The sequence below is a fragment of the Thauera aminoaromatica S2 genome, assembly GCF_000310185.1.
Lineage (GTDB): Bacteria > Pseudomonadota > Gammaproteobacteria > Burkholderiales > Rhodocyclaceae > Thauera > Thauera aminoaromatica.
The window spans coordinates 1-20,001 of the sequence record NZ_AMXD01000074.1; the positions used below are offsets into that span (position 1 = coordinate 1).

The 20,001-nt window shown below is 71.6% G+C and carries 19 protein-coding genes; 5 read left to right on the top strand and 14 right to left on the bottom strand.

Features of this window, described 5'->3' with window-relative positions:
• The coding region (locus C665_RS12035; RefSeq protein WP_040829149.1) for a PAS domain-containing hybrid sensor histidine kinase/response regulator at positions 1 to 2,681 on the bottom strand (2,681 nt) is incomplete at its 3' end.
• Between the two features lie 101 nt (positions 2,682 to 2,782).
• Positions 2,783 to 3,652 (bottom strand): peptidoglycan DD-metalloendopeptidase family protein, encoded by an 870-nt coding sequence (locus tag C665_RS12040; protein WP_144312233.1) that lies wholly within the window; start codon positions 3,650 to 3,652, stop codon positions 2,783 to 2,785.
• 213 nt (positions 3,653 to 3,865) lie between these two features.
• Between C665_RS12040 and C665_RS12045 the strand changes: the two genes are divergently transcribed.
• A complete protein-coding gene (locus C665_RS12045) occupies positions 3,866 to 5,311 on the top strand; it encodes an alanine/glycine:cation symporter family protein (protein ID WP_004311272.1) in 1,446 nt (481 codons plus the stop codon).
• Between the two features lie 83 nt (positions 5,312 to 5,394).
• Positions 5,395 to 6,255, top strand: a complete 861-nt coding sequence (locus C665_RS12050; protein WP_004311274.1) for a fused MFS/spermidine synthase — start codon at positions 5,395 to 5,397, stop codon at positions 6,253 to 6,255.
• 30 nt (positions 6,256 to 6,285) lie between these two features.
• Here the strand turns inward: C665_RS12050 and C665_RS12055 are convergent, their stop codons facing one another.
• From C665_RS12055 to C665_RS12105, 12 genes are all read right to left on the bottom strand, one after another.
• Positions 6,286 to 6,561 (bottom strand): hypothetical protein, encoded by a 276-nt coding sequence (locus C665_RS12055; RefSeq protein WP_004311276.1) that lies wholly within the window; start codon positions 6,559 to 6,561, stop codon positions 6,286 to 6,288.
• A gap of 163 nt (positions 6,562 to 6,724) precedes the next feature.
• Positions 6,725 to 7,000, bottom strand: coding sequence for a hypothetical protein (locus C665_RS12060; RefSeq protein WP_004311278.1), 276 nt, complete (start codon positions 6,998 to 7,000; stop codon positions 6,725 to 6,727).
• A 146-nt stretch (positions 7,001 to 7,146) separates the two neighbouring features.
• Complete coding sequence (locus tag C665_RS12065) at positions 7,147 to 7,695, bottom strand: DUF3617 domain-containing protein (protein WP_004311279.1); 549 nt, start codon at positions 7,693 to 7,695, stop codon at positions 7,147 to 7,149.
• 216 nt (positions 7,696 to 7,911) lie between these two features.
• Entirely contained in the window at positions 7,912 to 9,024 is a 1,113-nt protein-coding gene (locus C665_RS12070; protein WP_004311281.1) for an ADP-ribosylglycohydrolase family protein, read from the bottom strand.
• Positions 9,024 to 9,848 carry a peptidoglycan recognition protein family protein gene (locus C665_RS12075; protein WP_012586020.1) on the bottom strand — a complete coding sequence of 275 codons (825 nt, stop codon included), beginning with the start codon at positions 9,846 to 9,848 and terminating at the stop codon, positions 9,024 to 9,026. The genes C665_RS12070 and C665_RS12075 overlap by 1 nt, the downstream gene beginning before the upstream one ends.
• 1 nt (position 9,849) lies before the next feature.
• Positions 9,850 to 9,975, bottom strand: a complete 126-nt coding sequence (locus C665_RS21295; protein WP_004311285.1) for a hypothetical protein — start codon at positions 9,973 to 9,975, stop codon at positions 9,850 to 9,852.
• A gap of 111 nt (positions 9,976 to 10,086) precedes the next feature.
• Positions 10,087 to 10,710, bottom strand: a complete 624-nt coding sequence (locus C665_RS12080) for a hypothetical protein (protein ID WP_004311287.1) — start codon at positions 10,708 to 10,710, stop codon at positions 10,087 to 10,089.
• Positions 10,711 to 10,722: 12 nt separating this feature from the next.
• A complete protein-coding gene (locus C665_RS12085; RefSeq protein WP_004311289.1) occupies positions 10,723 to 11,865 on the bottom strand; it encodes a chitosanase in 1,143 nt (380 codons plus the stop codon).
• Positions 11,866 to 11,889: 24 nt separating this feature from the next.
• Positions 11,890 to 12,810: a hypothetical protein gene (locus tag C665_RS12090; RefSeq protein WP_004311291.1), complete on the bottom strand. Its 921-nt coding sequence runs from the start codon at positions 12,808 to 12,810 to the stop codon at positions 11,890 to 11,892.
• The gene (locus C665_RS12095; protein WP_004311293.1) at positions 12,807 to 13,118 is read right to left on the bottom strand and encodes a hypothetical protein; all 312 of its coding nucleotides are present in this window, start codon (positions 13,116 to 13,118) and stop codon (positions 12,807 to 12,809) included. The genes C665_RS12090 and C665_RS12095 overlap by 4 nt, the downstream gene beginning before the upstream one ends.
• Positions 13,119 to 13,296: 178 nt before the next feature.
• Positions 13,297 to 15,480, bottom strand: a complete 2,184-nt coding sequence (gene ovoA, locus C665_RS12100; protein WP_004311294.1) for a 5-histidylcysteine sulfoxide synthase — start codon at positions 15,478 to 15,480, stop codon at positions 13,297 to 13,299.
• A gap of 335 nt (positions 15,481 to 15,815) precedes the next feature.
• Positions 15,816 to 17,114: an MFS transporter gene (locus C665_RS12105; RefSeq protein ID WP_004311296.1), complete on the bottom strand. Its 1,299-nt coding sequence runs from the start codon at positions 17,112 to 17,114 to the stop codon at positions 15,816 to 15,818.
• A gap of 284 nt (positions 17,115 to 17,398) precedes the next feature.
• Here C665_RS12105 and C665_RS20295 point away from each other — a divergent pair, with 284 nt between their 5' ends.
• The 3 genes from C665_RS20295 to C665_RS12115 all read left to right on the top strand — a co-directional run bounded on the left by C665_RS20295 (position 17,399) and on the right by C665_RS12115 (position 19,497).
• Positions 17,399 to 17,578 (top strand): hypothetical protein, encoded by a 180-nt coding sequence (locus tag C665_RS20295; protein ID WP_012586022.1) that lies wholly within the window; start codon positions 17,399 to 17,401, stop codon positions 17,576 to 17,578.
• Between the two features lie 219 nt (positions 17,579 to 17,797).
• On the top strand, positions 17,798 to 18,670 hold the full coding sequence (locus C665_RS12110; RefSeq protein ID WP_004311298.1) for a hypothetical protein: 873 nt from the start codon (positions 17,798 to 17,800) through the stop codon (positions 18,668 to 18,670).
• 14 nt (positions 18,671 to 18,684) lie between these two features.
• The gene (locus tag C665_RS12115) at positions 18,685 to 19,497 is read left to right on the top strand and encodes a GNAT family N-acetyltransferase (protein WP_040829151.1); all 813 of its coding nucleotides are present in this window, start codon (positions 18,685 to 18,687) and stop codon (positions 19,495 to 19,497) included.
• The last annotated feature ends 504 nt before the right edge of the window (positions 19,498 to 20,001 follow it).

Consider the following 20,001-nt stretch of genomic DNA (forward strand, 5'->3'; position numbering starts at 1 on the left):
GGCGGGGACACGGGCGCGGCGGCCGGCATGGGTGCGGCAGCGACCGCGTGCGCAGGCCGATCACCCGCGCCGGCCGCGGGCGTCGCTTCGGCCAGGCCCGCAGCCGACTGCGGCATTACCCAGCGCATCAGCAGCTGCGTCATCTGCTCCAGGTCCATCGGCTTGGGCAGCACGTCGTCGGCGCCGGCGGCGCGCGCGGCGGCCTGCTGATCCTCGCCCACGCCGGCGGTGAAGGCGATCACGGGCAGCGCGGCGAGGCCGAGCTCGTCGCGGATGCGGCGGGTGGCGGAGAGGCCGTCGAGCACCGGCATCTGCACGTCCATCAGCACCGCGTCGAAGGCCTGCGGCCGGCCACGCAGCAACTCGATGGCCTGCTGGCCGTCGGCGGCGAGGGTGGCGCACGCGCCCTCCAGCGCCAGCGCGCGTTGCACCAGATCGCGGTTCATCGCGCTGTCGTCCACCACCAGCACCTGCATGCCGGCCAGCCGCGGCCCGGCCGCGCGATCGCCTTCCGGCGCCGCGACCACTCCGACGCTCGCCGGCTCGCCGCCGGCAACCCGCTCCAGCGGCAGCTCGAACCAGAAGGTGCTGCCCAGCCCGGGCTGGCTATGCACACCGATCGCGCCCCCCATCAGCTCGACCAGGCGCTTGCAGATCGACAGGCCCAGCCCGGTGCCGCCGAAGCGCCGCGCGATGCCGGCATCGGCCTGGGTGAAGGGGGCGAACAGGCGCGCCTGCGCCTCGGGCGCGATGCCGATGCCGGTGTCGCGCACCTCCGCACGCAGGCGCAGTCGCACATCCCCCACCTCGTCGGCGCGCACGCGCAGGGAAACCTCGCCACGCTCGGTGAACTTGATCGCGTTGCTGACCAGGTTGATGAGGATCTGCTCGATGCGCAGCCCATCGCCGCGCAGCTGCCCGGGCGGCAGCGCCGGCGGCTCGATGCGCAGCGCCAGCCCCTTCGCACGCGCGGCCTGGCCCATCAGGCTGTCGAGATTGGCGAGCAGCGCGCGCAGGTCGAAGGGCCGCGGCTCGATGCGCAGCTGGCCGGCCTCGATCTTGGAGAGGTCGAGCACGTCGTCGAGGATCGCCAGCAGCGAAGCGCCGGCGCCGCGGATGCGCCCGACCATGTCGCGCTGCGCAGGCGCGAGCGGCTCGCGCTCGAGGACCTGGGCGAGGCCGAGCACCGCGTTCATCGGCGTGCGGATCTCGTGGCTCATGTGGGCGAGGAACTCGCTCTTGGCGGCGTTGGCCGCGGCAGCCGCGGCCGAGGCCTCGCGCAGGCGCTCCTCCATCTCGATGCGCGCGGAGATGTCCTCGACGATGCCGAGGTAGCGCGGTGCGTCCTCCGAGGCCACCTGCACCGGCGCGAAGGCCAGGCTCACCCACACCGGCGTGCCGTCCGGGCGCAGGTAGCGCTTGTTGAGGCGGTAGCCGGCGATGCGCCCGGCGTCGAGGCGGCCGAGCTGGCGCAGGCTCTCGGCGACGTCGTCCGGATGAGTGAGCGCGATCGGGTCGACGCCGACCAGCTCGCCGACGCTGCGGCCGACGATCGCGGCGAAGCGCGGGTTGGCCTCGGTGATCCGCCGCGTGCGCGGGTCGAGCAGCACCACGCCCAGCGGCGCCTGCTCGAAGATCACCCGAAAGCGCGCCTCGGCGATCTGGCGGGCCTGCAGGGTGGCGCGCTCGCGCTGCTCGCGGTCGCGCCGCCACACCAGGTAGCCGCCCGAGTACACCAGCATGAGGCCGAGCGCCATCACCACGCCCATGCCCCAGGTCAGCGTGCGGATGCCCGAGTAGGCCTCGCGCTCGTCGATCTCGGCGAGCATCAGCCAGGGCGTGCCCTCGACCGCGGCGGCGTAGGCCAGTACCGGCACTCCGCGGTAGTCGCGCCCGCCGGAGAGGATGCCGCGCTCGCCGAGCGCCGCGCGCGCGGCCGGCAGATCGGGAGTGGCGAGCGGGCGCTCGAGCGCGAGCGCCGCATCGGCCTGATGGCGCAGCGGGGTCAGGAAGCGCACGCCCTCGCCCTCGCGCCGCACCAGGTAAGTCTCGGCGCTGCGCGTGGGCACCGGCCAGGCCTCGACCATCGGATACAGCGCGGTCTCGGCCTCCCAGGTCAGGTAGGCCACACCGCGCGACGGCGCGCCCACCGGCGCGAGCACGCCGTAATGCGTGCGCCCCCGGGCGTCCTGGTGCAGGTCGACGAGCTCGACGCGCGGCTGCCGCAGCACGTCGGCGATCAGTTCGGCATGGGCCAAGAGGTCGGGGCTGCCGACCGCGAGCGCAGGCGCGCCGTCGGCGTCGAGCAGGGCCACGCCCTGCCAGCCGCGCAGGCGGGCGAGCTCCTCGACGAGCGCCCGCATGCGCGCGAACGCCGCATCGTCGCGGCGGCCGCCGTCCAGCCAGGCCTCGAACAAGGCCTCGAGCTGCGAATGGCCGGTGAAGACCATCCGCACATCCACGCGCGCCTCGGCGAGCCAGCCTTCGATGTGCTGGCGCTTCTGCTCGGCGATGACCGCCAGCGTGCGCTGGGTCTCGCGGCGGATCTCCTCGCTCAGCGAGCGGTAGCCGAAGGCACCCACGCCGCCCACCAGCACGGTGAGGGCGATGAGCGGAAAGGCGAGGCGCAGGCCGGCATGGCGGCCGCGGGTGGCGGCATCGGCGGCGGGAGCGTGGTTCATGGCGTGGAGGCGTGCGATCGCGGCCGGGCCGGTGCACGCAGACAGAAGAATGTCCGCATTGTTGCGCTGCGGCAAGCGCGCTGCAACCCGCTTCGAGGCGTCTAGCCGCCGCCGGGCAGAAAGAGCGCCGGGTCGACCATGCTGCGGTTGAGCATCACCGACCAGTGCAGGTGCGGGCCGGTGACGCGCCCGGTGGCGCCCACCGCGCCGATGCGTGCGCCGGCCTTCACCGTGTCGCCCGCCTTCACCGCGATCGAGGACAGGTGGCAATACATGGTGAGCAGGCCGCGGCCATGGTCGAGCCATACCGTGTTGCCGTTGAAGAAGTAGTCGCCGGTGTCGATCACCCGGCCCGCCGCGGCGGCCACCACCGGGGTGCCCGTGGGCGCGGCGATGTCCATGCCGCCATGCGGCTTGCGCGGCTGGTCGTTGAACACCCGGCGCAGCCCGAAGGAGCCCGAGCGCCGCCCCGGTACCGGCTGCAGCATGCGCAGGCTGCCGGGATCGAGCGTGCTCCAGGTGGCGACGATCTCGGCCGAGCGCAGGCGCTCGCGCTCGTGGCGGGCGAGGTCGGCGGGCGACAGGTCGACCTTGCCCGGCGCCACCTTCAGGCGCTGCTCGGCGTAGCGCACCGGCCCCACCGCGACCGGCACCCGGCGCGGCGGCTCGCCTTCCGCGCGCACCTCCAGGTCCACGCTGCCCGGCTCGGCTTCGAGCGCAATGCCCACCACCGCGGTCCACCCGCCCGGGCGCCCGGCGACCAGCACCGGCACGCCGTCCAGGCTGGCCTGGGGCGCGACCAGTGCGGGTCCGAGTTCGACCAGGGCGACCCCGCCCGCCACCGCGCGCTCGCGCGGCAGTTCCAGCGCCGCGACCGGCAGGGCAACGCAGGCCGCCGCAGCGGCCAGAACGCGGGCAAGGCGAACGCGGGCAAGGCGTATACGCCACCCGCACGAAGGGAACGAGCGCATCATCGGATTCCTGGATTCGGGGGCCGTGCCGGCGCGTTGCCACGCCTGCAGCATGAAGCTGCGGACGGTGTCGCGACGACGACCGATGCCGCGATGATAGCGGCGAAAAGCGCGGAGATCGCCGATGCGCACGCTAGAATCGCGCCCTCGCTTTTTCCGCCCGCGATCCGGGCTTCATGACGAAACGCCGCCACCCGCGGCTGGAGACCAAACATGGAAGCATTCGCCAACCAGGTCGTCGACCTGCTCAACGGCCTGCTCTGGGGCAAGATCCTGATCTGGCTGCTGGTCGGCACCGGCATCTATTTCACCCTGCGCCTGGGCTTCATCCAGTTGCGCCACTTCGGCCACACCTTCACGGTGCTGCGCGGCAGCCGCCAGTCCGACGCCTCCGGCATCTCGTCCTTCCAGGCCCTGTGCACCTCGCTCGCTGCGCGCGTGGGCACCGGCAACATCGCCGGCGTGGCGGTGGCGATCACGCTCGGCGGCCCGGGCGCGATCTTCTGGATGTGGGTGATCGCGCTCGTGGGCATGGCCACCGGCTTCGCCGAGGCCACGCTCGCGCAGCTCTTCAAGCAGCGCGACGACAAGGGGCAGTTCCGCGGCGGCCCCGCCTACTACATGGAGAAAGGTCTCGGCCAGCGCTGGGCGGGCACGATGTTCTCGATCTTCCTGATCATCGCCTTCGGCTTCGCCTTCAACTCGGTGCAGTCGAACACGATCGCCGGCGCGATGGTCGGCGCCTTCGAGCTCGACATGGGCAGCTTCACGCTGGGCGGCAACGAGGTCGCCGTCGCGGCGCTGGTGGTCGGCGTGGCGGTCACCGTGCTCACCGCGGTGATCATCTTCGGCGGCCTGCGCTCGATCGCGCGCTTCTCCGAGCTCGCCGTGCCCTTCATGGCGGTCGGTTACCTGGTGGTGGCGGTCGGCATTCTCCTCGTCAACCTCGGCGAGGTGCCGGGCGTGCTGGCCATGATCGTCAAGAGCGCCTTCGGCTTCCACGAAGCCGCCGCCGGCGGCATCGGCGCGGCCATCCTCAACGGCTTCAAGCGCGGCCTGTTCTCCAACGAGGCCGGCATGGGCTCGGCGCCCAACGCCGCCGCCGCGGCCACGCCCTACCCGCCGCACCCGGCCTCGCAGGGCTACGTGCAGATGGCCGGCGTGTTCATCGACACGATCCTGATCTGCACCGCGTCCGCCGCCATCATCCTGCTCGCCGGTCCGGTCGAAGGCACCGGCGTCGGCCTGGTGCAGAACGCCCTGACCAGCGAAGTGGGCGGCTGGGGCAAGTACTTCCTCGCCGTCGTGGTGCTGTTCTTCGCCTTCACCTCGATCGTCGCCAACTACTTCTACGCCGAGAACTGCCTGGTGTTCATCGAGCACAACCACCCCGCGGGCCTGCTGATCTTCCGCCTGATCGTGCTGGCCATGGTGATGTTCGGCGCGATCGGCTCGCTGCCCTTCGTGTGGAACTTCGCCGACGTGGCGATGGGCCTGATGGCGATCACCAACCTCGTCGCCATCCTGTTGCTCTCGGGCCTGGTGGTGAAGCTGGCGAAGGACTACAACGCCCAGCGCGCCGCCGGCAAGCTGCCCACCTTCGACGCCCGCGCGTACCCCGAGATCCGCAGCAAGCTCACGCCGGGCATCTGGGACTGAGCCGGGCCACGCCCCGAGCGGCGCCACCCCGGCCGGATGCCAGGCGCGTCCCGGAGCGGGCGCGCCGCGCAGCCGCCGATCCGATGCACAGCCTCCTCGAGTTCCCGAGCCCCTTCCCCGCCGAGCCCGGCGTGGTGCGCCTGCTCGAGCCGCCCGGGAGCGACGCCGCCGCGCTCGCCGCCCGCCTCGTCGCAGGCGACTACGGCAAGCCCTTCGTGCTCGAGAATGGCGGCCTGCGCGCGCTGCACTTCAGCCTCGGCTACGTGCAGAGCGTGATGGACATCGCCAATCCCAGCGCGCTCGTGCTCGCCTATGCACGCGCGATGATGGCCTTCCTGCTGTTCAATCCGCGCCCACGCCGGATCGGCATGATCGGCCTCGGCGGGGGCTCGCTGGCCAACTTCTGCCACCGCCATCTGGCGGCGGCCGAGCTGACCGTGGTGGAGATCGACGCCGACGTGATCGCCCTGCGCCGACACTTCGGCGTGCCCGCCGACGACGCGCGCTTTCGCGTCCTCCACGCCGACGGCGTGCGCTGGCTGGGCGAAACGCAGACGCGCAGCGACGTGCTGCTGATCGACGCCTTCGGCGCCGAGGGCGTCGCCCACACCCTGCTCGACACCGATTTCCACGCCAACGCCTTCCGTCACCTGGGCGGGCACGGTGTGCTGGTCATGAACCTCGCCGGCGCACGCGAATCCTTCGCCCCCCACGTCGCCCGCCTGCTCGAGATCTTCGACGAACGCGTGATCGCGATACCGGTGCGCGAGGACGGCAACCACATCCTGTTCGCCTTCCGCGATCCCGCCTTCACGCCGCGCTGGAACTGGATGCGCAGCCAAGCCCACGCCCTGCAGGCGCGCACCGGACTGGACTTTCCCAATCTCGCCCGCGCGCTCGAAGCCGGCGAACGTCAGGGCCATGCCTGGCGGCTCGCGCGCTGAGCGGGCGGCTGCCGTCGGCTCGACGCCGACTCAGCGCCGGTTGTTGAACGGGTAGCCGTACAGGCGCAGCAGCTGGCGGAAGGCCTCCATGCTGACCGCGGGGTCGTAGCTGGCGAACAGCTTTTGCTGGCGCTCGTGCAGCGCCGCGGGCTGTGCCGACAGCAGCATCTCGCGCTCGTCGAGAATGTCGTCGCGCATCCGCGGACTCACGAACAGGAAGGGGATCGGCCGGTACAGGCCGTCGTCGGACGAAAGGTGATAACGGGGGTGGGCGATCTGGATGTTCTCGGCGAGATGACTCTTCATGGCTCCGTCGTACGGTCGAAATCGATGTCCGTCCCGCACCACGCGGGCTCGGAAAGCTGTCGACGCGGGCGGCAGGCCGGCGCGTCCGTCTGAACGACCATGGAAGCGGAAAAAAGATCCCGCCGCACACGCTGCGTGCGCGGCGGCAGCGGCGTGGATCCGCTCAATGCGAGCCGGCGAAGGGGTAGCGATAGAGCTCGAGCAGCTCGGTGAAGCTGCGTGCCCCCGCCACCGGGTCGTAGCGATCGAAGAGCTTCTGCTGGCGTGCGCGCAGGGCCGGGGGCAGGGACGCGACGAGCAGCGAGCGCTCGTTCAGGATGTCGTCGCGCATCCGCTCGGTCACGAACAGGAAGGCGATCGGTGCATAGAGTCCGTCGCGGGTGGGCAGGTGAAAACGCGGGCTGGCGATGCGGATGTCTTCGGCGAGATGACTTTTCATGGTTCCAGGCTCGCAGGCAGTGGGTCTCCGTCCTTCCTGGAATCATCCCTCATACGCCCCGCAACGCGTAGCATGAAAGCGCGGTGTGGCCGCAATCCATCACGCTCGCACGCAAAAGGCGAGCGCGGATTTCCGTCAGCAGCGCGCTAACGCGCCGGCTTCGGCGCGACCGCCGCCGCCCCGCAGCCCGCACCGAGCCAGCGCGCATCCGTCTCGAGATCGAGGTCGCCGCGCACCGAGGCGAGCTTCACGCGGGTCGTGAAATGCTCCGGGCCTTCGACGCGCGCGTGGAAATCGCCCTCGGCGTCCGGATCGGTGCAGCGCAGGCTGCCGCGGATGGTGTTGCCGCTACGCTCGACCCGCGTCAGCGTGCAGTTGCCCTCGACCTTGCCGGCGAAGACGTTGTCCTGGCGCGCCTGCGCGGGTGTGATGCAGCTGCGCACGCTGCCGTCCGCGCCCAGGCTCACCCCGCGCTGCTGCATCTGCTGCTCCAGCATGCGCCGGGTGTCGGCCGGCAGGCCCTTGATGTGTTGCTGCAGCATGCCCATCTGCGCCGCCATGTCGGGCAGGCCGGCCAAGCTCAGGCGGGTGGAGCGGAACTCCCACAGGCCGGGGCGGAGGTCGTCCAGCGCATGCGCGGCCGGCACGGCGCAGGTCAGGACAAGAGCGAGCGCGGCGGCGCGGATCGGGGTCATCGGGGCGGTCCTCGTGGTTCGGCGTGCGGACGCGGAAGCGCGCCCGACATCGACGCCTGCATTATCGCAGGCCGGGGGCGGGCGACGACGCCTCGCAGCCCCCCGGATCGTGAGCGGATCTTGCGGCGGCACGAAGGAGCGCGGTGCGGCGGACAGCGGCGGAGGAGCCCGGCGTGGCGGGTATCGGCACGCCATGCATCGCGACTTGCGTCGCGCCTACAAGACCCGGCCCGGCCCGATCCGTCCCGCCAGCGCAAGCAGCGCCGCGTGATCCACCAGCCCCTTCACGAAGCGCGCGGGGATCCCCGCCAGACCGACCTGCGCCCCCACCAGCGCACCGGTCAGCATGGTGCGCGCGAGGTTCTGCCCGCCGCCATTGAGCGCATGCAGCACCGCCGACTCGAAGTCGTCGGCGAAGCGCGCCGCGAGGTAATACGCCGCCGGAAACTGGTGATACACCGCGCAGGGCATGCCATACACCAGCGCGACCTTCCACGCCGGCTCGATGCGCACGTCCGGGTCGTGCGCCGCGCGCGCGATCGACGACTGCGTGAGCAGCGCATCCGGCGACGGGAAGCGGCCGGCGGTCGGGGCCTCGGCGGCACCGGGGCGCGGCGCCTGGAGGTTTCCCGAGGTCACGGTGTGAAAGGGCAGCGCGCCGGATTTCACCCGCGCCATCAGCTTGGCCGAGATTGCCGCGTCGAACTTGTGGCCCTCGACCAGCATGCCGAGCACCGCGCCGAAGGCGACGGTCATCGCCACCACGGTGCCGTCGGTCTGGGTCAGCACCGTGTTGCGGGTGACGGCATCGGCGAGTGCGGCGGGGTCGAGGGCGTAGCGCACCGCGATCGCCAGCGTGCGCTCGGCGGCCTCGGTGGTGTCGGCGTTGCCGGCCACCCGGCCCCAGGGCAGGCCCTGCCGGATGCGCTTGCGCCAGGCCTCGCGGATCGACTGGCTGGTGTAGCCGCCGGGCCCCTGCATCGGCGTGCCGTCGAGTCGTGGAAAGAAATCCTCGTCCATGCGGCGGCAGAAGTCGGCCTCGTCGTAGCCGCCGCATTCGGCCAGCGACTCCATCGTGAGCCTCAGCAGCACGCCGGCCTGCGAGGATTCGCCCGCCTTCATGCCCGCATGGTAGTGGTCGGGCATGGGCGCGGTATAGCCGGTGATCCACGGCCCGTAGCGCGCGCGCAGCTCGTCGAGGTCGTAGTACCAGTGCGGGCCGAGCGCCAGCGCGTCGCCGATGAAGGCTCCGAGCAGGGCACCGAGGGCACGGTCCCGCAGGGCGGCGGGCCCGTCGATGCCCGCGACGGAAACCGGGTCGGCAGACATCAGGGGCCGATCGCCACGGTGTCGAGCGCCTTCCAGGTCCGCGGACCGACGATGCCGTCCGGCACCAGGCCGTGCGCGCGCTGGAAGCGCCGCATCGCCGCCTCGGTCAGGGGGCCGAAGGCGCCATCCACCTGCTGTGCGCCGAAGCCGAGCTTGCGCTGGACTTCCTTCACCAGAAAGATCGGATTGCCCGTCGCGCCGCGCCGGATGGTGGGTCGATCCTCCGCATCCTTGCGCGGGATCGAGGGCACGGGCGCAGCCGCGCCGCTCATGAGGGCCGCGACCTCGCTGCGGAAACGCTCCATGTCGAGCGTGTGCGGGTCGCTCTTGCGCCCTTTCGGCAGCGCATATTCCTTGTGACCGCAGCACATCCCGGCATCCTGGCCGAGATGCGCCAGGATGGCGGCCACGCCGCGACGATAGGCGTCGAGCTGCACCTCGGGCCAGGGTTCGAACCCGGGTTTGGTCGGATCACCGATTCCGGTGCTCTCGGCCTCGATGCCGATGAAGCTGCCGTTGCCGTCAGTGATGCCCTTCCACTCGCCCCGCCCCGCGTGATTGGCCCTTCCCGCGGCGATCACGTAGAACGTGCCGTCCCGCCCGAGACCGAGCTGCGCCAGCGGCCCCGCCAGATCGGCACGCCCGTTCTTGAGTACCCCGAGGCTGGGCATGTTTCCGCTCCGCGGACCGGCGGTGTGATGGCAGATCACGCCCTTGACGACACCCATTTCGCTCCGTCCGCGGTTCGGCCAGCCATCGACCTCCGCGACCTTCAAGCCGGCGTCCCTCAGAACGACCGGCAACCATGTCAGCTGGAATGGCATGTCAGGCTACCCCCCCTTCGGCGGCGGGAAGGTCTTCGTCGGGCGTCGCCTCGGTCTCCTGGACCGGGCGGTCGCACACGTCGATCTCCTGCTCGTCGGGTTCGCGTTTTTCGGTCGTTCCGTTCATCTTGCAGCCCTCCTTCCTGTCCTGGGTGCGCCCGCAGGACGGTGACGCCCATGCGGGATACCCTTCAATATAGGCCGTCGATGCGCCCCGACAAGCGGATTCCAGGCCCGATCAGGTCGTCCATTGGTCGTGGATGACCCCCACCAGCAGCCAGCGTCCGTCCACCTGCTCGAAGACCAGGCGCAAGGCGCTCCAGTCGAAGGCCGCGGCCCCGCCACCCGGCGCGGGCTCGACGTAGTACTCCACCCGTGTTCCCTGCGGATACGCTTGGGCAGCGTTGTCGGCAGTGTTGCCGCGCTGCTGGTCGACATTCACACCGATGCTGCCCGCCCCGCGATAGTCGCGGTCGAGCACGAAGCGCTCGACATACTGCGCGGCCGTCAAGGCGATCGGCTCGCCGCTGCCGTCGGCATGGCCCCACACGTGGACCGTGGCGTCGTCCCAGAAGTGGCGCAGCTGTGCGGGCAGGAAGACGCGATCCTCCTCGACATCGACGTAGGCATAGGGCGAGAAGCGCACGCCCTTGTGCGGATGCGCCCTGCCCGCGAGGCGTTCGCCGTCGCGTCGCACAAAGGCCTCCACGACCTCGTTCGCGACCAGGACGATCTCCTCGACCGCAGTGCGGGCCGGAGCCGGCGCTGGCGCCGGCACGCCGCGCCTTTCGCCCGCGTACAGGCCGGCCACGAGCAGCAGCACGGCCAGCGCCACCATCCACAGCGTCTTCGCGCGCTTCATCGACCCGCCCCCTCAGGCCGTCAACTCGCCGATCAGGGCGGGGTCCGCGATGCCGGTGGCCGCCAGCCCGTGCTGCGCCTGCCAGGCCTTGAGCAGGTTGAAGCTGGTCCGCCCGAAGATGCCATCGGCGAGGATGTCCACGCCCCGGTCGGACAGGCCGAGCTGCAGCAGGCGGACATCCAGCCCGCGCGCCAGCGGGGTCGCCAGCGTCAAGGGGCGCGAACCCGGCTGCGGCCCGTCGTAGCAGCCGGGCGGCAAGGCGGCGAGCGTCACGCTCGAGATCTCCCTGCCGCGCACCACGAGCGGCATCTCGAGCCCCCAGAAGCCCTGGTCGATGAGGCGTCCGAACGCTTCCATGCGATACACCGTCTGGCGCAGGTCGGCGCGCGCGTGGCCCTCCAGCCAGGCTCGTCGCGTGCGCACATAGGCGTCGATCCAGGCCTGCTCGCCCACCGCCGCGGGCTCGCCGACCGCGCGCGTGGTGCGGTCGCGCATCGCCAGCCAGGAGCCGTGCACGGCGCTGTCGTACACCACCGCCACGCCGAGCGGGGTGTGCACGCCCAAGCTTGCGGCCGCGCGCAGCGCAGGCTCCCAGTAGGTCCGATCGAAAAACGCATCCTGCGTATCGCGCATCACCGGATCGTCGGCGGTCGCACGCAGCACGTTGTGCAGGCGGGGATCGTCGTCGAGGCTCTCGTCGATGGCCAGGAAGCGCGGCAGGTAGGACGCCAGCCGGCCGGCGAAGCGTGCCCCGGGGTTGGCGCAGTATTGCTGCAGCAGCTTGGCGAGGTTGCCCGAGCCGAGCGTGGTCTGCGATCGGCCGAAGGTCAGGTGGCCGGTATCGCCCGGGATCAGCGTCACCTTCCCGTACTGGCCCAGCACCTCCCCGGTCTCGAACAGGTTGACGATCGCCTTGGCGACCGCCGCCTGGGTGGCGGTGACGCCACCGGCGACCGCCCCCCTCCCCGCGCGCGCCGCTGCGGCGGGGGCTGCGAGGCTTGCCCCGGCCGCCGGCGTGGCGCTGCGATCCTCGAAGCGCAGCACGCAGAACCCGGGCCGCTCGGGATGGGGATCGCAGCTGGTGACCCGGAAGCCGAGCTGCTCGACGTCGAGCGTCTTCTCGGCGCAATCCGTGCAGGGAATGATGCGTTCCATGGCTCGCTCCTTCGGGTTCGGGGATCAACGCCCGGCAAGGCCGCACACGTACTGGCGGTGCAGGGACAGACGCGTCGTGGCGTCCGCGGAATCGGCGTCCAGCAGCGCCAGGTAGCGGGTATAGCGCTCGCGCGCGGCATCCGGGCCCAGGCTGGCGAACGCGCCGGCACCGGCTTCCTGGTCCAGGACCCCCAGCGCCTCGGCGTTCCGCCATACCGCGGGCAGCTTCGCATCGGGCAGCGCGGCCAGGCAGCCCAGCGTGACCAGGGCGTGCCGGGACTGCTGGCGTTCCTCGCTGCGATAGGCGTTCAGCGCGGCGTCGGCCTTGGTCAGGAAGACGTCCCGGACCTCCGGCCGCGCGGCGAGGGCGGTCGCGGCGGCGCCGGTCGCGAACAGCTGCCCGGCGCCGAAGCGCGAGTCGGTCGCGCTGCGGGCGTCGACATCGGTCTGCAGGGTCGCCAGCACCGAGGGGAAGCGGCCTGCGTTCACCGGGATCACCGACAGCTCCTTGCGCTTGTAGCCGAGGGTGAAGGTGGAGGTGCTGCCGCCGGCCTCGTAGCCGATCTTCAGGCCCACCGTGGTCGAGCTGCCGAAGAACATCGGCTTGAAGTCGCCCCCCTGCTCCGGATCGGACGGCAGCGGCGCCGCGGGCGCGAGCAACGCGCGGGCGGCGTCGCCGGTGGCGTAGAGCTGCTTCACCTGGCGATCGAGCAGCTGCCCGTTGGTCATGAACACCGCCAACACGGGCGGCACCGCGCCGCTCTCGTAGCGCGGGCCGAAATAACCCTCGACGCGATCGTAGGCGATGCTGGCCGATGGCGGCGTCTGCTCGACGTCCACGCCGAGGGAGCTCTTGGTCACGAAGACCACGGTGTCCGGTCGACTCGCGCAGCCGGCGACCATCAGCGCGAGCGACAGGAGGATCGAAACGCGGCGAGTGCTCATCTGACGACCTCCGTTCGATCTGCAGCGGGCGCGAGGCAGGCGCCATCGCGCAGGAATCCGAGCGTGGTGTCCGCATAGCCCAGCACGAGCGCGCTGCCCGCCTCGGCACGAGTCCAGCCCAGGCCCAGGGTCTGCACGCGCAAGGTCTCCCCGGCGACCGCGCCTTGCGCCGGCGGGAGGGTCAGATGCATCCAGCCGAGCAAATGCCGCTGCCCCTCGGCATCGACCCACACGTGCGCGCACCCGCCTGCCAAGGCCAGCACGGCCAGCGCTCCACCTCGCAGGATCGAATCGACCAGGGGATTCATGTCAGGCTCGATGAACCACGCCGGCGGAAGCCACCGTGGGCGCTTCGCCCGGTGACGATCCCCGGCCCTCCGGGAGCACCGCCATGCGGGTCACGCTTCCAGCATAGCCCGCGGTCGTGGGCTTGCAAGCCGGCCGCGCCCCGCCGCATGGCACGACGGACGAGCGCGGCGGGGAGGCTCAGGAGCGCTTCCTCCAGACGGTCAGCTCCGACAGCGTGTGCTGGTGCTTGCGCCGTGTCTCGCGGATCACGAAGGGCACCGCCTGCGGCCCCTGCACCAGCTCGAAGTCGGTGGCGAGCAGGTCCTTGAGCCCGTCGAGGGTCGTGTACGACTCGCCATCCTTCTTGAAGCCGCCGATCCACTCCTCGCGCTTGGTGTGCTCTTCCAGCCAGGTGTAGGGCGAGGCGAGCAGCAGCAGGCCGCCGGGCTTGAGCCGCCGCGGCACGTCGGCGAGGAAGCGGCGCGGGCTGTACAGGCGGTCGATCAGGTTGGCGGCGAGGATGAGGTCGAAGCCGGTGAACACGTCCTTGAGGTTGCACGCGTCGCCTTGCCAGAACTCGACGCGGCCGGCGGTCCCGGCCAGCCCGAGGGCGTCGAGCCGGCGCTCGTGGTAGGTGACCAGCTCGCCCTCGTCGGGCATCGTGTAGCGCAGCACGCCGGTCTCGGCGAGCTTGACGCCAGCCTGGATGAAGCGCGCCGAGAAGTCGATGCCGACCACGCGCTCGAAGGCGCGCGCCAGCTCGAAGCTGGCGCGACCGGTGGCGCAGCCGAGGTCGAGCGCGCGGCCGAAGCGGCCCTTGCCGAAGCGGCGCTGGGCCGCGATCGCGATGTCGGCGAGCGCCTTCGGGAAGTTGGGCACGCCGAAGGCCTCGTCGCCGTAGTGGAACTCGGCGTACTGCGACAGCAGGGTGTCGGTCTCGTAGCTCGAGGCCGGGTTGATAACCGGCGCCTCGCTGACGACGTAGCGCAAGCCCGCGTGCTGGAAGAAATGGCGGCGGAAGGCGTAGCGCGAGGCGTGGCGCGACTCGTTGCCGGCGGAAATCCAGCTGCCGCCCTTGATGATGGCATGGCGGTCATCGAAGGTCGGCGTGGTGAAGTCGTCGTAGATCGGGTGCACGTCGAAGCCGTCGAAGGGATAGGTCGGGGTCTCGCACCATTGCCAGACGTTGCCGACCACGTCGAAGAGCTCGCCGTGGGCGAAGCGCGTCACCGGACAGCTCGAGGCCCAGTGGTCCAGATGCAGGTTGGCGTTGGCGGGGGCGTCGTGCGGCACATCGGCGAGGCCCGCGTGGTCGTGGATGCGGTTCCACTCGTCCTCGGTGGGCAGGCGCACCGGCTGGCCGGTCTCGCGCGCTTTCCAGCGGCAGAAGGCGCGCGCCTCCAGACAGTTGACCTCCACCGGCCAGTCCCAGCGCATCGGCACTTCCTCGGTCATCAGGCGCAGCTTCCAGCCCGCGGCGTCGGGGACCCAGAAGGTCGGATGCTCGGCGCGGGCGAACCTGCGCCAGCCCAGGCCCTCCTCGTCCCAGACGCTGTCGTCGGCGTAGCCGCCGGCCTCGACGAAGCCGAGGTATTCGCGATTGGTCACCAGATGGCGGGCGGCCTGGAAGGCCGGCACCTCGGCGCGGTGCGTGCCGTACTCGTTGTCCCAGCCGTAGATCGGCTCGTCGAAGCTGCGGCCGAGCGTGACCGTGCCCGCGGGGATGTCGACCAGGTCGTTGGCGGGCGGCTCGCCATGCTCGGCGCAGGGCTGCCAGGCGGGATGCGGCTTCACGTACTGCAGGGCGTGCTGGCGCATCAGCACCGAGGAGGTCTCGAGGTGGATGCGCTCGTGCTCGATGCCCATCACCACCGCCCAGAACGGGTCCTTCCAGCCGATCGGCAAGGTGAAGGGCGTGTCGCGGATCACGCGCTCGACCACCGCGCGCACCTTGCCCCGGTAGGCGGCCACTTCGGCCACGCTCGGCCAGTCGTAGCGCGCGTCGTCGAGGTCGTCCCAGCTCATCTCGTCGACGCCGACGGCGAACATGGATTCCAGGCGCGGGTCGATGCGCTGCTCGATCAGGCCGGCGAGCATGAACTTGTTGATGAAGAAGGTGGCGGTGTGGCCGAAGTAGAAGATCAGCGGGTGGCGCAGGCTGATCGGTTTCCGGTAGTAGGCCTCGTCGCAGGTGAGCACCTCGAACAGCGACTCGTAGCGGTCGAAGGTGGCGTGGAAGTAATGCAGCAGCTCGGCGCGCTTGGCCTCGACATCGGTGCCGGAGAGCAGCGGGGTGCGCGGGAAGAGGGGCGCAGGGCTGCCGGCGGAAGAGGAAGCGGGGGAAGGACGGTCGCCAGGGGTCGCTTGCGATGCGGGGTTCATTGCGGGGGTCCTCGTCATTGGGACGGATGGGCTGCATCTTTCCACGTTTCGGCGCGGGAATGTAGCGTGGGCCGGCATCCTGCGCAGCAGCGACACGAGCCGCGATCTCCGATCCTCCAGCCGGCGCCGTGCCTCAGCCCGCGCCGCGATCGCGACTCGCGTCGCTCCTACCGCTCACACCGGATGCGGTCGCATTTTCGAATCGCGACTTGCGTCGCGCCTACCGCTCGCACCGGATGCGGTGGTTTTGTGGGAGCGACGCAAGTCGCGATCAGGCCGCCCAGAACTTTCGCGCCCTCGCCGATCGAGCGCTGCGATCGCGACTCGCGTCGCTCCTACGGGGGGCCGCCGCGCTGGCGGAAGGCGGGCTCGCGGGCGAACAGCAGCGCGGCGACCAGCGCGTTGAGCAAGGCCGTGGCCAGGAAGAGCTGCGGCACCGCGAAGCCCGCGGCCAGCAGCCCGATGCCCATCGCCGCGGCGGCAACCATGAAGAGCGCGTTGAGGATGTTGTTGCCGGCGATCACGCGCGCGCGGTGCGCCGGCGCGGAGCGCTGCTGCACGAGCGCATACAGCGGCACGATGAAGAAGCCGCCGCACACCCCGATCATCACGAGGTCGAACACCACCCGCCACACCTCGGCGCGGGCAAACAGCGTATCCAGCCCCTGGCCGGGCGGGAAGGCGCCCGCCGCCGGGCTCGCCCACCACAGGTCGAGCGCGAACAGGCTCAGCCCGATCGCCCCCGGCAGCACCATGCGCGGCTCCACCCGCCCGCGCGACAGGCGCCCGCACAACAGCGAGCCCGCGCCGATGCCGACCGAGAACAGCGCCAGCAGCAGCGTCACCGCGCGCTCGTCGCCGCGGAGATGATCCGCGGCGAAGCCGGGAAACTGCGACAGGAACACGGCACCGTAGAACCAGAACCACGAGATGCCGACGATGGCGACGAAGACCGCGCGCGCCTCGAGCATGAAGCGCAGCATCTCGCGCGTCTGCGTCACCGGGTTCCAGTTCACCCGCAGCCCGGGGTCGGCCGCCGCCGCGGGCGGGATGGCGCGGCTGGACCACCAGCCGAGCAGCGCGATCGCGAGCACCGCGACCGCCACACGGCCGGGCCCGGCATCCCCCGCCACCAGCAGGCCGCCGACGATGGTGCCGGCGAGGATGGCGACGAAGGTCGCCGCCTCCACCAGCGCGTTGCCGCCCACCAGCTCGTCGTCGGCGAGCTGCTGCGGGATGATCGCGTACTTGACCGGCCCGAACAGTGCCGACTGCGCCCCCATCAGGAACAGCACGACGAGCAGCAGCGGCAGCGACATCAGGGCGAAGCCGACCACCGCAAGCGCCATCACGGCGATCTCGAGCAGCTTGGTGGCGCGGATCAGGCGGCTCTTCTCGTACTTGTCGGCGAGCTGGCCGGCGGTGGCCGAGAACAGGAAGAAGGGCAGGATGAAGACACCCGCGGCGAGGTTCACCAGCACCCCGGGCGAGTCCGCCCCCAGACGCGCGGCCTGGAAGGTGATCAGCACCACCAGCGCGTTCTTGTAGACGTTGTCGTTGAAGGCGCCGAGGAACTGGGTCAGGAAGAAGGGCAGGAAGCGGCGCTCCCGCAGCAGGCGGAACTGGCCGCTCATCGTGCGGCCTCGCGGAAATGGGCAAGCGCCGTGCGGCCGCTCGCGGAGATGGGATTGGCGGGAGTCTTCATCGCCCGGCAAGGTAATCGGAAATGGGCCCGGTCGCCACCGCCGCCGCGTCACCTGCCCCGGAGCGACGCGGGATGCATCCTTGCCGAAGGAGCGGCGCATTCGCGATCTTCGGCGCCGAATCCGCCGAGCCGGGGCGGCGCGGACCGGGCGGGGGGGACAATGCCCCACCTCCTGGCCTACAATGTCGCCTCTTTCCACCGATCGAGCGCCGCATGACCCTGCCCGCCCGCCTTCGTTCCGCCCATCGTCGCGCCGCGTTGCGCGCGGGCGTGCGTGTGCGTGCGCGCGGCATCGTGTCGCCGCTGCGCGATCTCGCGACCCAGCTCGCATTCAAGGTAACAGGGTCTCCCGCCGTGCTTTCCCAGGCCGTGCGGGGCCACCAAAGGGGCTGAGCCCCACCCCCGCACGGCACCTTGCCCGGGACGCGCACGCCGCGCCTCCCGTTCAACGTGCAGCCGCCGCGGGTCTTTCTCCAACGTCCCGCCCATCGACCAGACTGACGGTCCGGCCGCGGTCCATCCGGACCCTCCCGGCCATCGGCACTGCCCCACGGGGCTGCACCCGGAACGCCACGCCCGCCGCGTGGCGATGCGATGCACGAGGGTGATGCGATGGTTCTCACAAGAAGTTTCGTCAGGGCGAAGCGGCCCTGTACCGATGGATTCCGCTGGTTCGTCCGCCAGTTCGGCGAAGGCGGCGACTACCAGGCCATGCTCGACGAGATGGTCGCCGCCGGCCGCGTCAGCGACGCCTGCTGGCTGCTCGAGCAGTTCGGCCCCACCGACGAGTTGCGCGTGGTCGACGCGATCGAGGCCGACGCGATCGTGTTCGCCGGCACCCTCGAGGTGCGCGGCGGCGTGGACGTCGACGGTGTGCTGCGTGTCGGCCGCTCGCTGCAGGCCGGTGCCGGGGTGCGCGCGGGTGGCGAAGTCCACATCGGCGCCGACCTGCGTGTGGAAGGCAGCGTGCGCGCCGAGGCCGGCCTCCAGGTCGGCGGCGACCTGCGCGTGGGCTGGGGCGTGGATTGCGCCGGCGAGCTGCGCTGCGACGGCGAGCTGCGCACCGGCTGGGACCTGCGCTGCGGGGGGCGCATGCGCGTCGCCGGCAACGCGTACGTCGGCCTCGACCTGCAGGCCGAAGAGGGCGTGCGCTGCGCCAAGGGCCTGCAGGCGGGCGGCGACATCCAGGTCGAGAACACCTTGCGCGCCGCACAGGGCATCGCCGCGGGCGGCTCGATCCGTTCCGGCATGCACCTCGAGGCCGGCTGGGGCATCAAGGCCGGCGGCGTGATCGCCGCTGCGGGCGCGATCCGTGCCGGCGAGAGCCTGGCGGCGGGCGAGGCGATCCGTGCCGGCACCGGCTATGGCGTGTTCGCCGGTCTCGACGTGCAGATGGAAGCCTGGGAGGCGAGCGCGCGGGTGAGCGCGCCGCAGCGCCCCGAGGGCCTGATGAGCGGCTGGTGGGCCGGCCCCTCGCCGTGCTGAAGGGAGAACGCGCCATGAACACTCTCGCCCTGCACCTGCGCGGCCTGCCCGCCCGCCACACCCCGCTCTCCCACCGCGCCAGCCTCTCACCGCGCTCGGTGCCGGCCTTCCCGCAGCCGCCGCCGTTCGTTGCCGGGCCGGCCGTGGCCTTGCGCACCGCGCTCGGCACTGCGCTCGCTACCGTCCTGCGTCGCATGCTGCGGCCGCCGCGCATGGAATTGCGCATCGACGTGAGCCCGCCCGACACTGCCATCGAGGCCGAACTCGACACCCTCCACGGCCGGCTCCACACCCCCGGCGACGCCCTGCACGCCTGCACCCGCCTGCCCACGCTGCTGCCCGACCTGGTCTTCCACCACCGCGAGGCCGACGGCGAGCACTACGTCTATGTGGAAGACGTCGCGCGTGGGCGCCTCGCCGGCTACACGGTCTTCAACCGCCTGATCGAGGTCGACCGCCGCACCGACCGCCACGTGCGCTCGCCGCACTCCAAGTACGCCCCCGCCTACCAGGGCCGCGGCATCGCCAGCGCGGTGTATGACTGGGCGCTCGGGCGCGGCTTCTGTCTGGTCAGCGGCGCCCGCCAGTCCGCCGGCGCGCACGCGCTGTGGCACGCCCTCGCCCGCCGCCACCCCCTGCGCTGGGTCGCGCTGCGCACCAAGCGCATGCACGACCTCGGCGCCAGCGTCGCCCCGACGCGTGCGGCCGAACTCGACACCCGCATGATCCTGCTCGGCCACGGCTGGAGCGCCGCGCGCCTGCGCAGCCTCGGCCTGCTCCATCCGGCCGCCGAGGCCGCCAACGAGACGATGCGCCGGCGCGCGTGAAATCCCGCGCCCCGCCGCACCGGGCGCGCCCGATCGCGACTTGCGTCGCTCCTACGACGCGGGCCCGGCAGCGCGGCGGGTCTTGCGGGAGCGACGCGAGTCGCGATCGCGGCGCGGCACCGCAGGCGTGACGGTTTCCGTGGGAGCGACGCAAGTCGCGATTGCGGCCGCTCCGGGAGCGCCCACGCAATTCGACCGCCCGATCGCGACTTGCGTCGCTCCTACGACGCGGGCCCGGCGGCGCGGCGGGTCTTGCGGGAGCGGCGCGAGTCGCGATCGCGGCGCGGCACCGCAGGCGTGACGGCTTCCGTGGGAGCGACGCAAGTCGCGATTGCGACCGCTCCGGAGGCGCCCGCGCAATTCGACCGCCCGATCGCGACTTGCGTCGCTCCTACGACGCGGGCTGGGCAGCGCGGCGGGTCTTGCGGGAGCGGCGCGAGTCGCGATCGCGGCGCGGCACCGCAGGCGTGACGGTTTCCGTGGGAGCGACGCAAGTCGCGATTG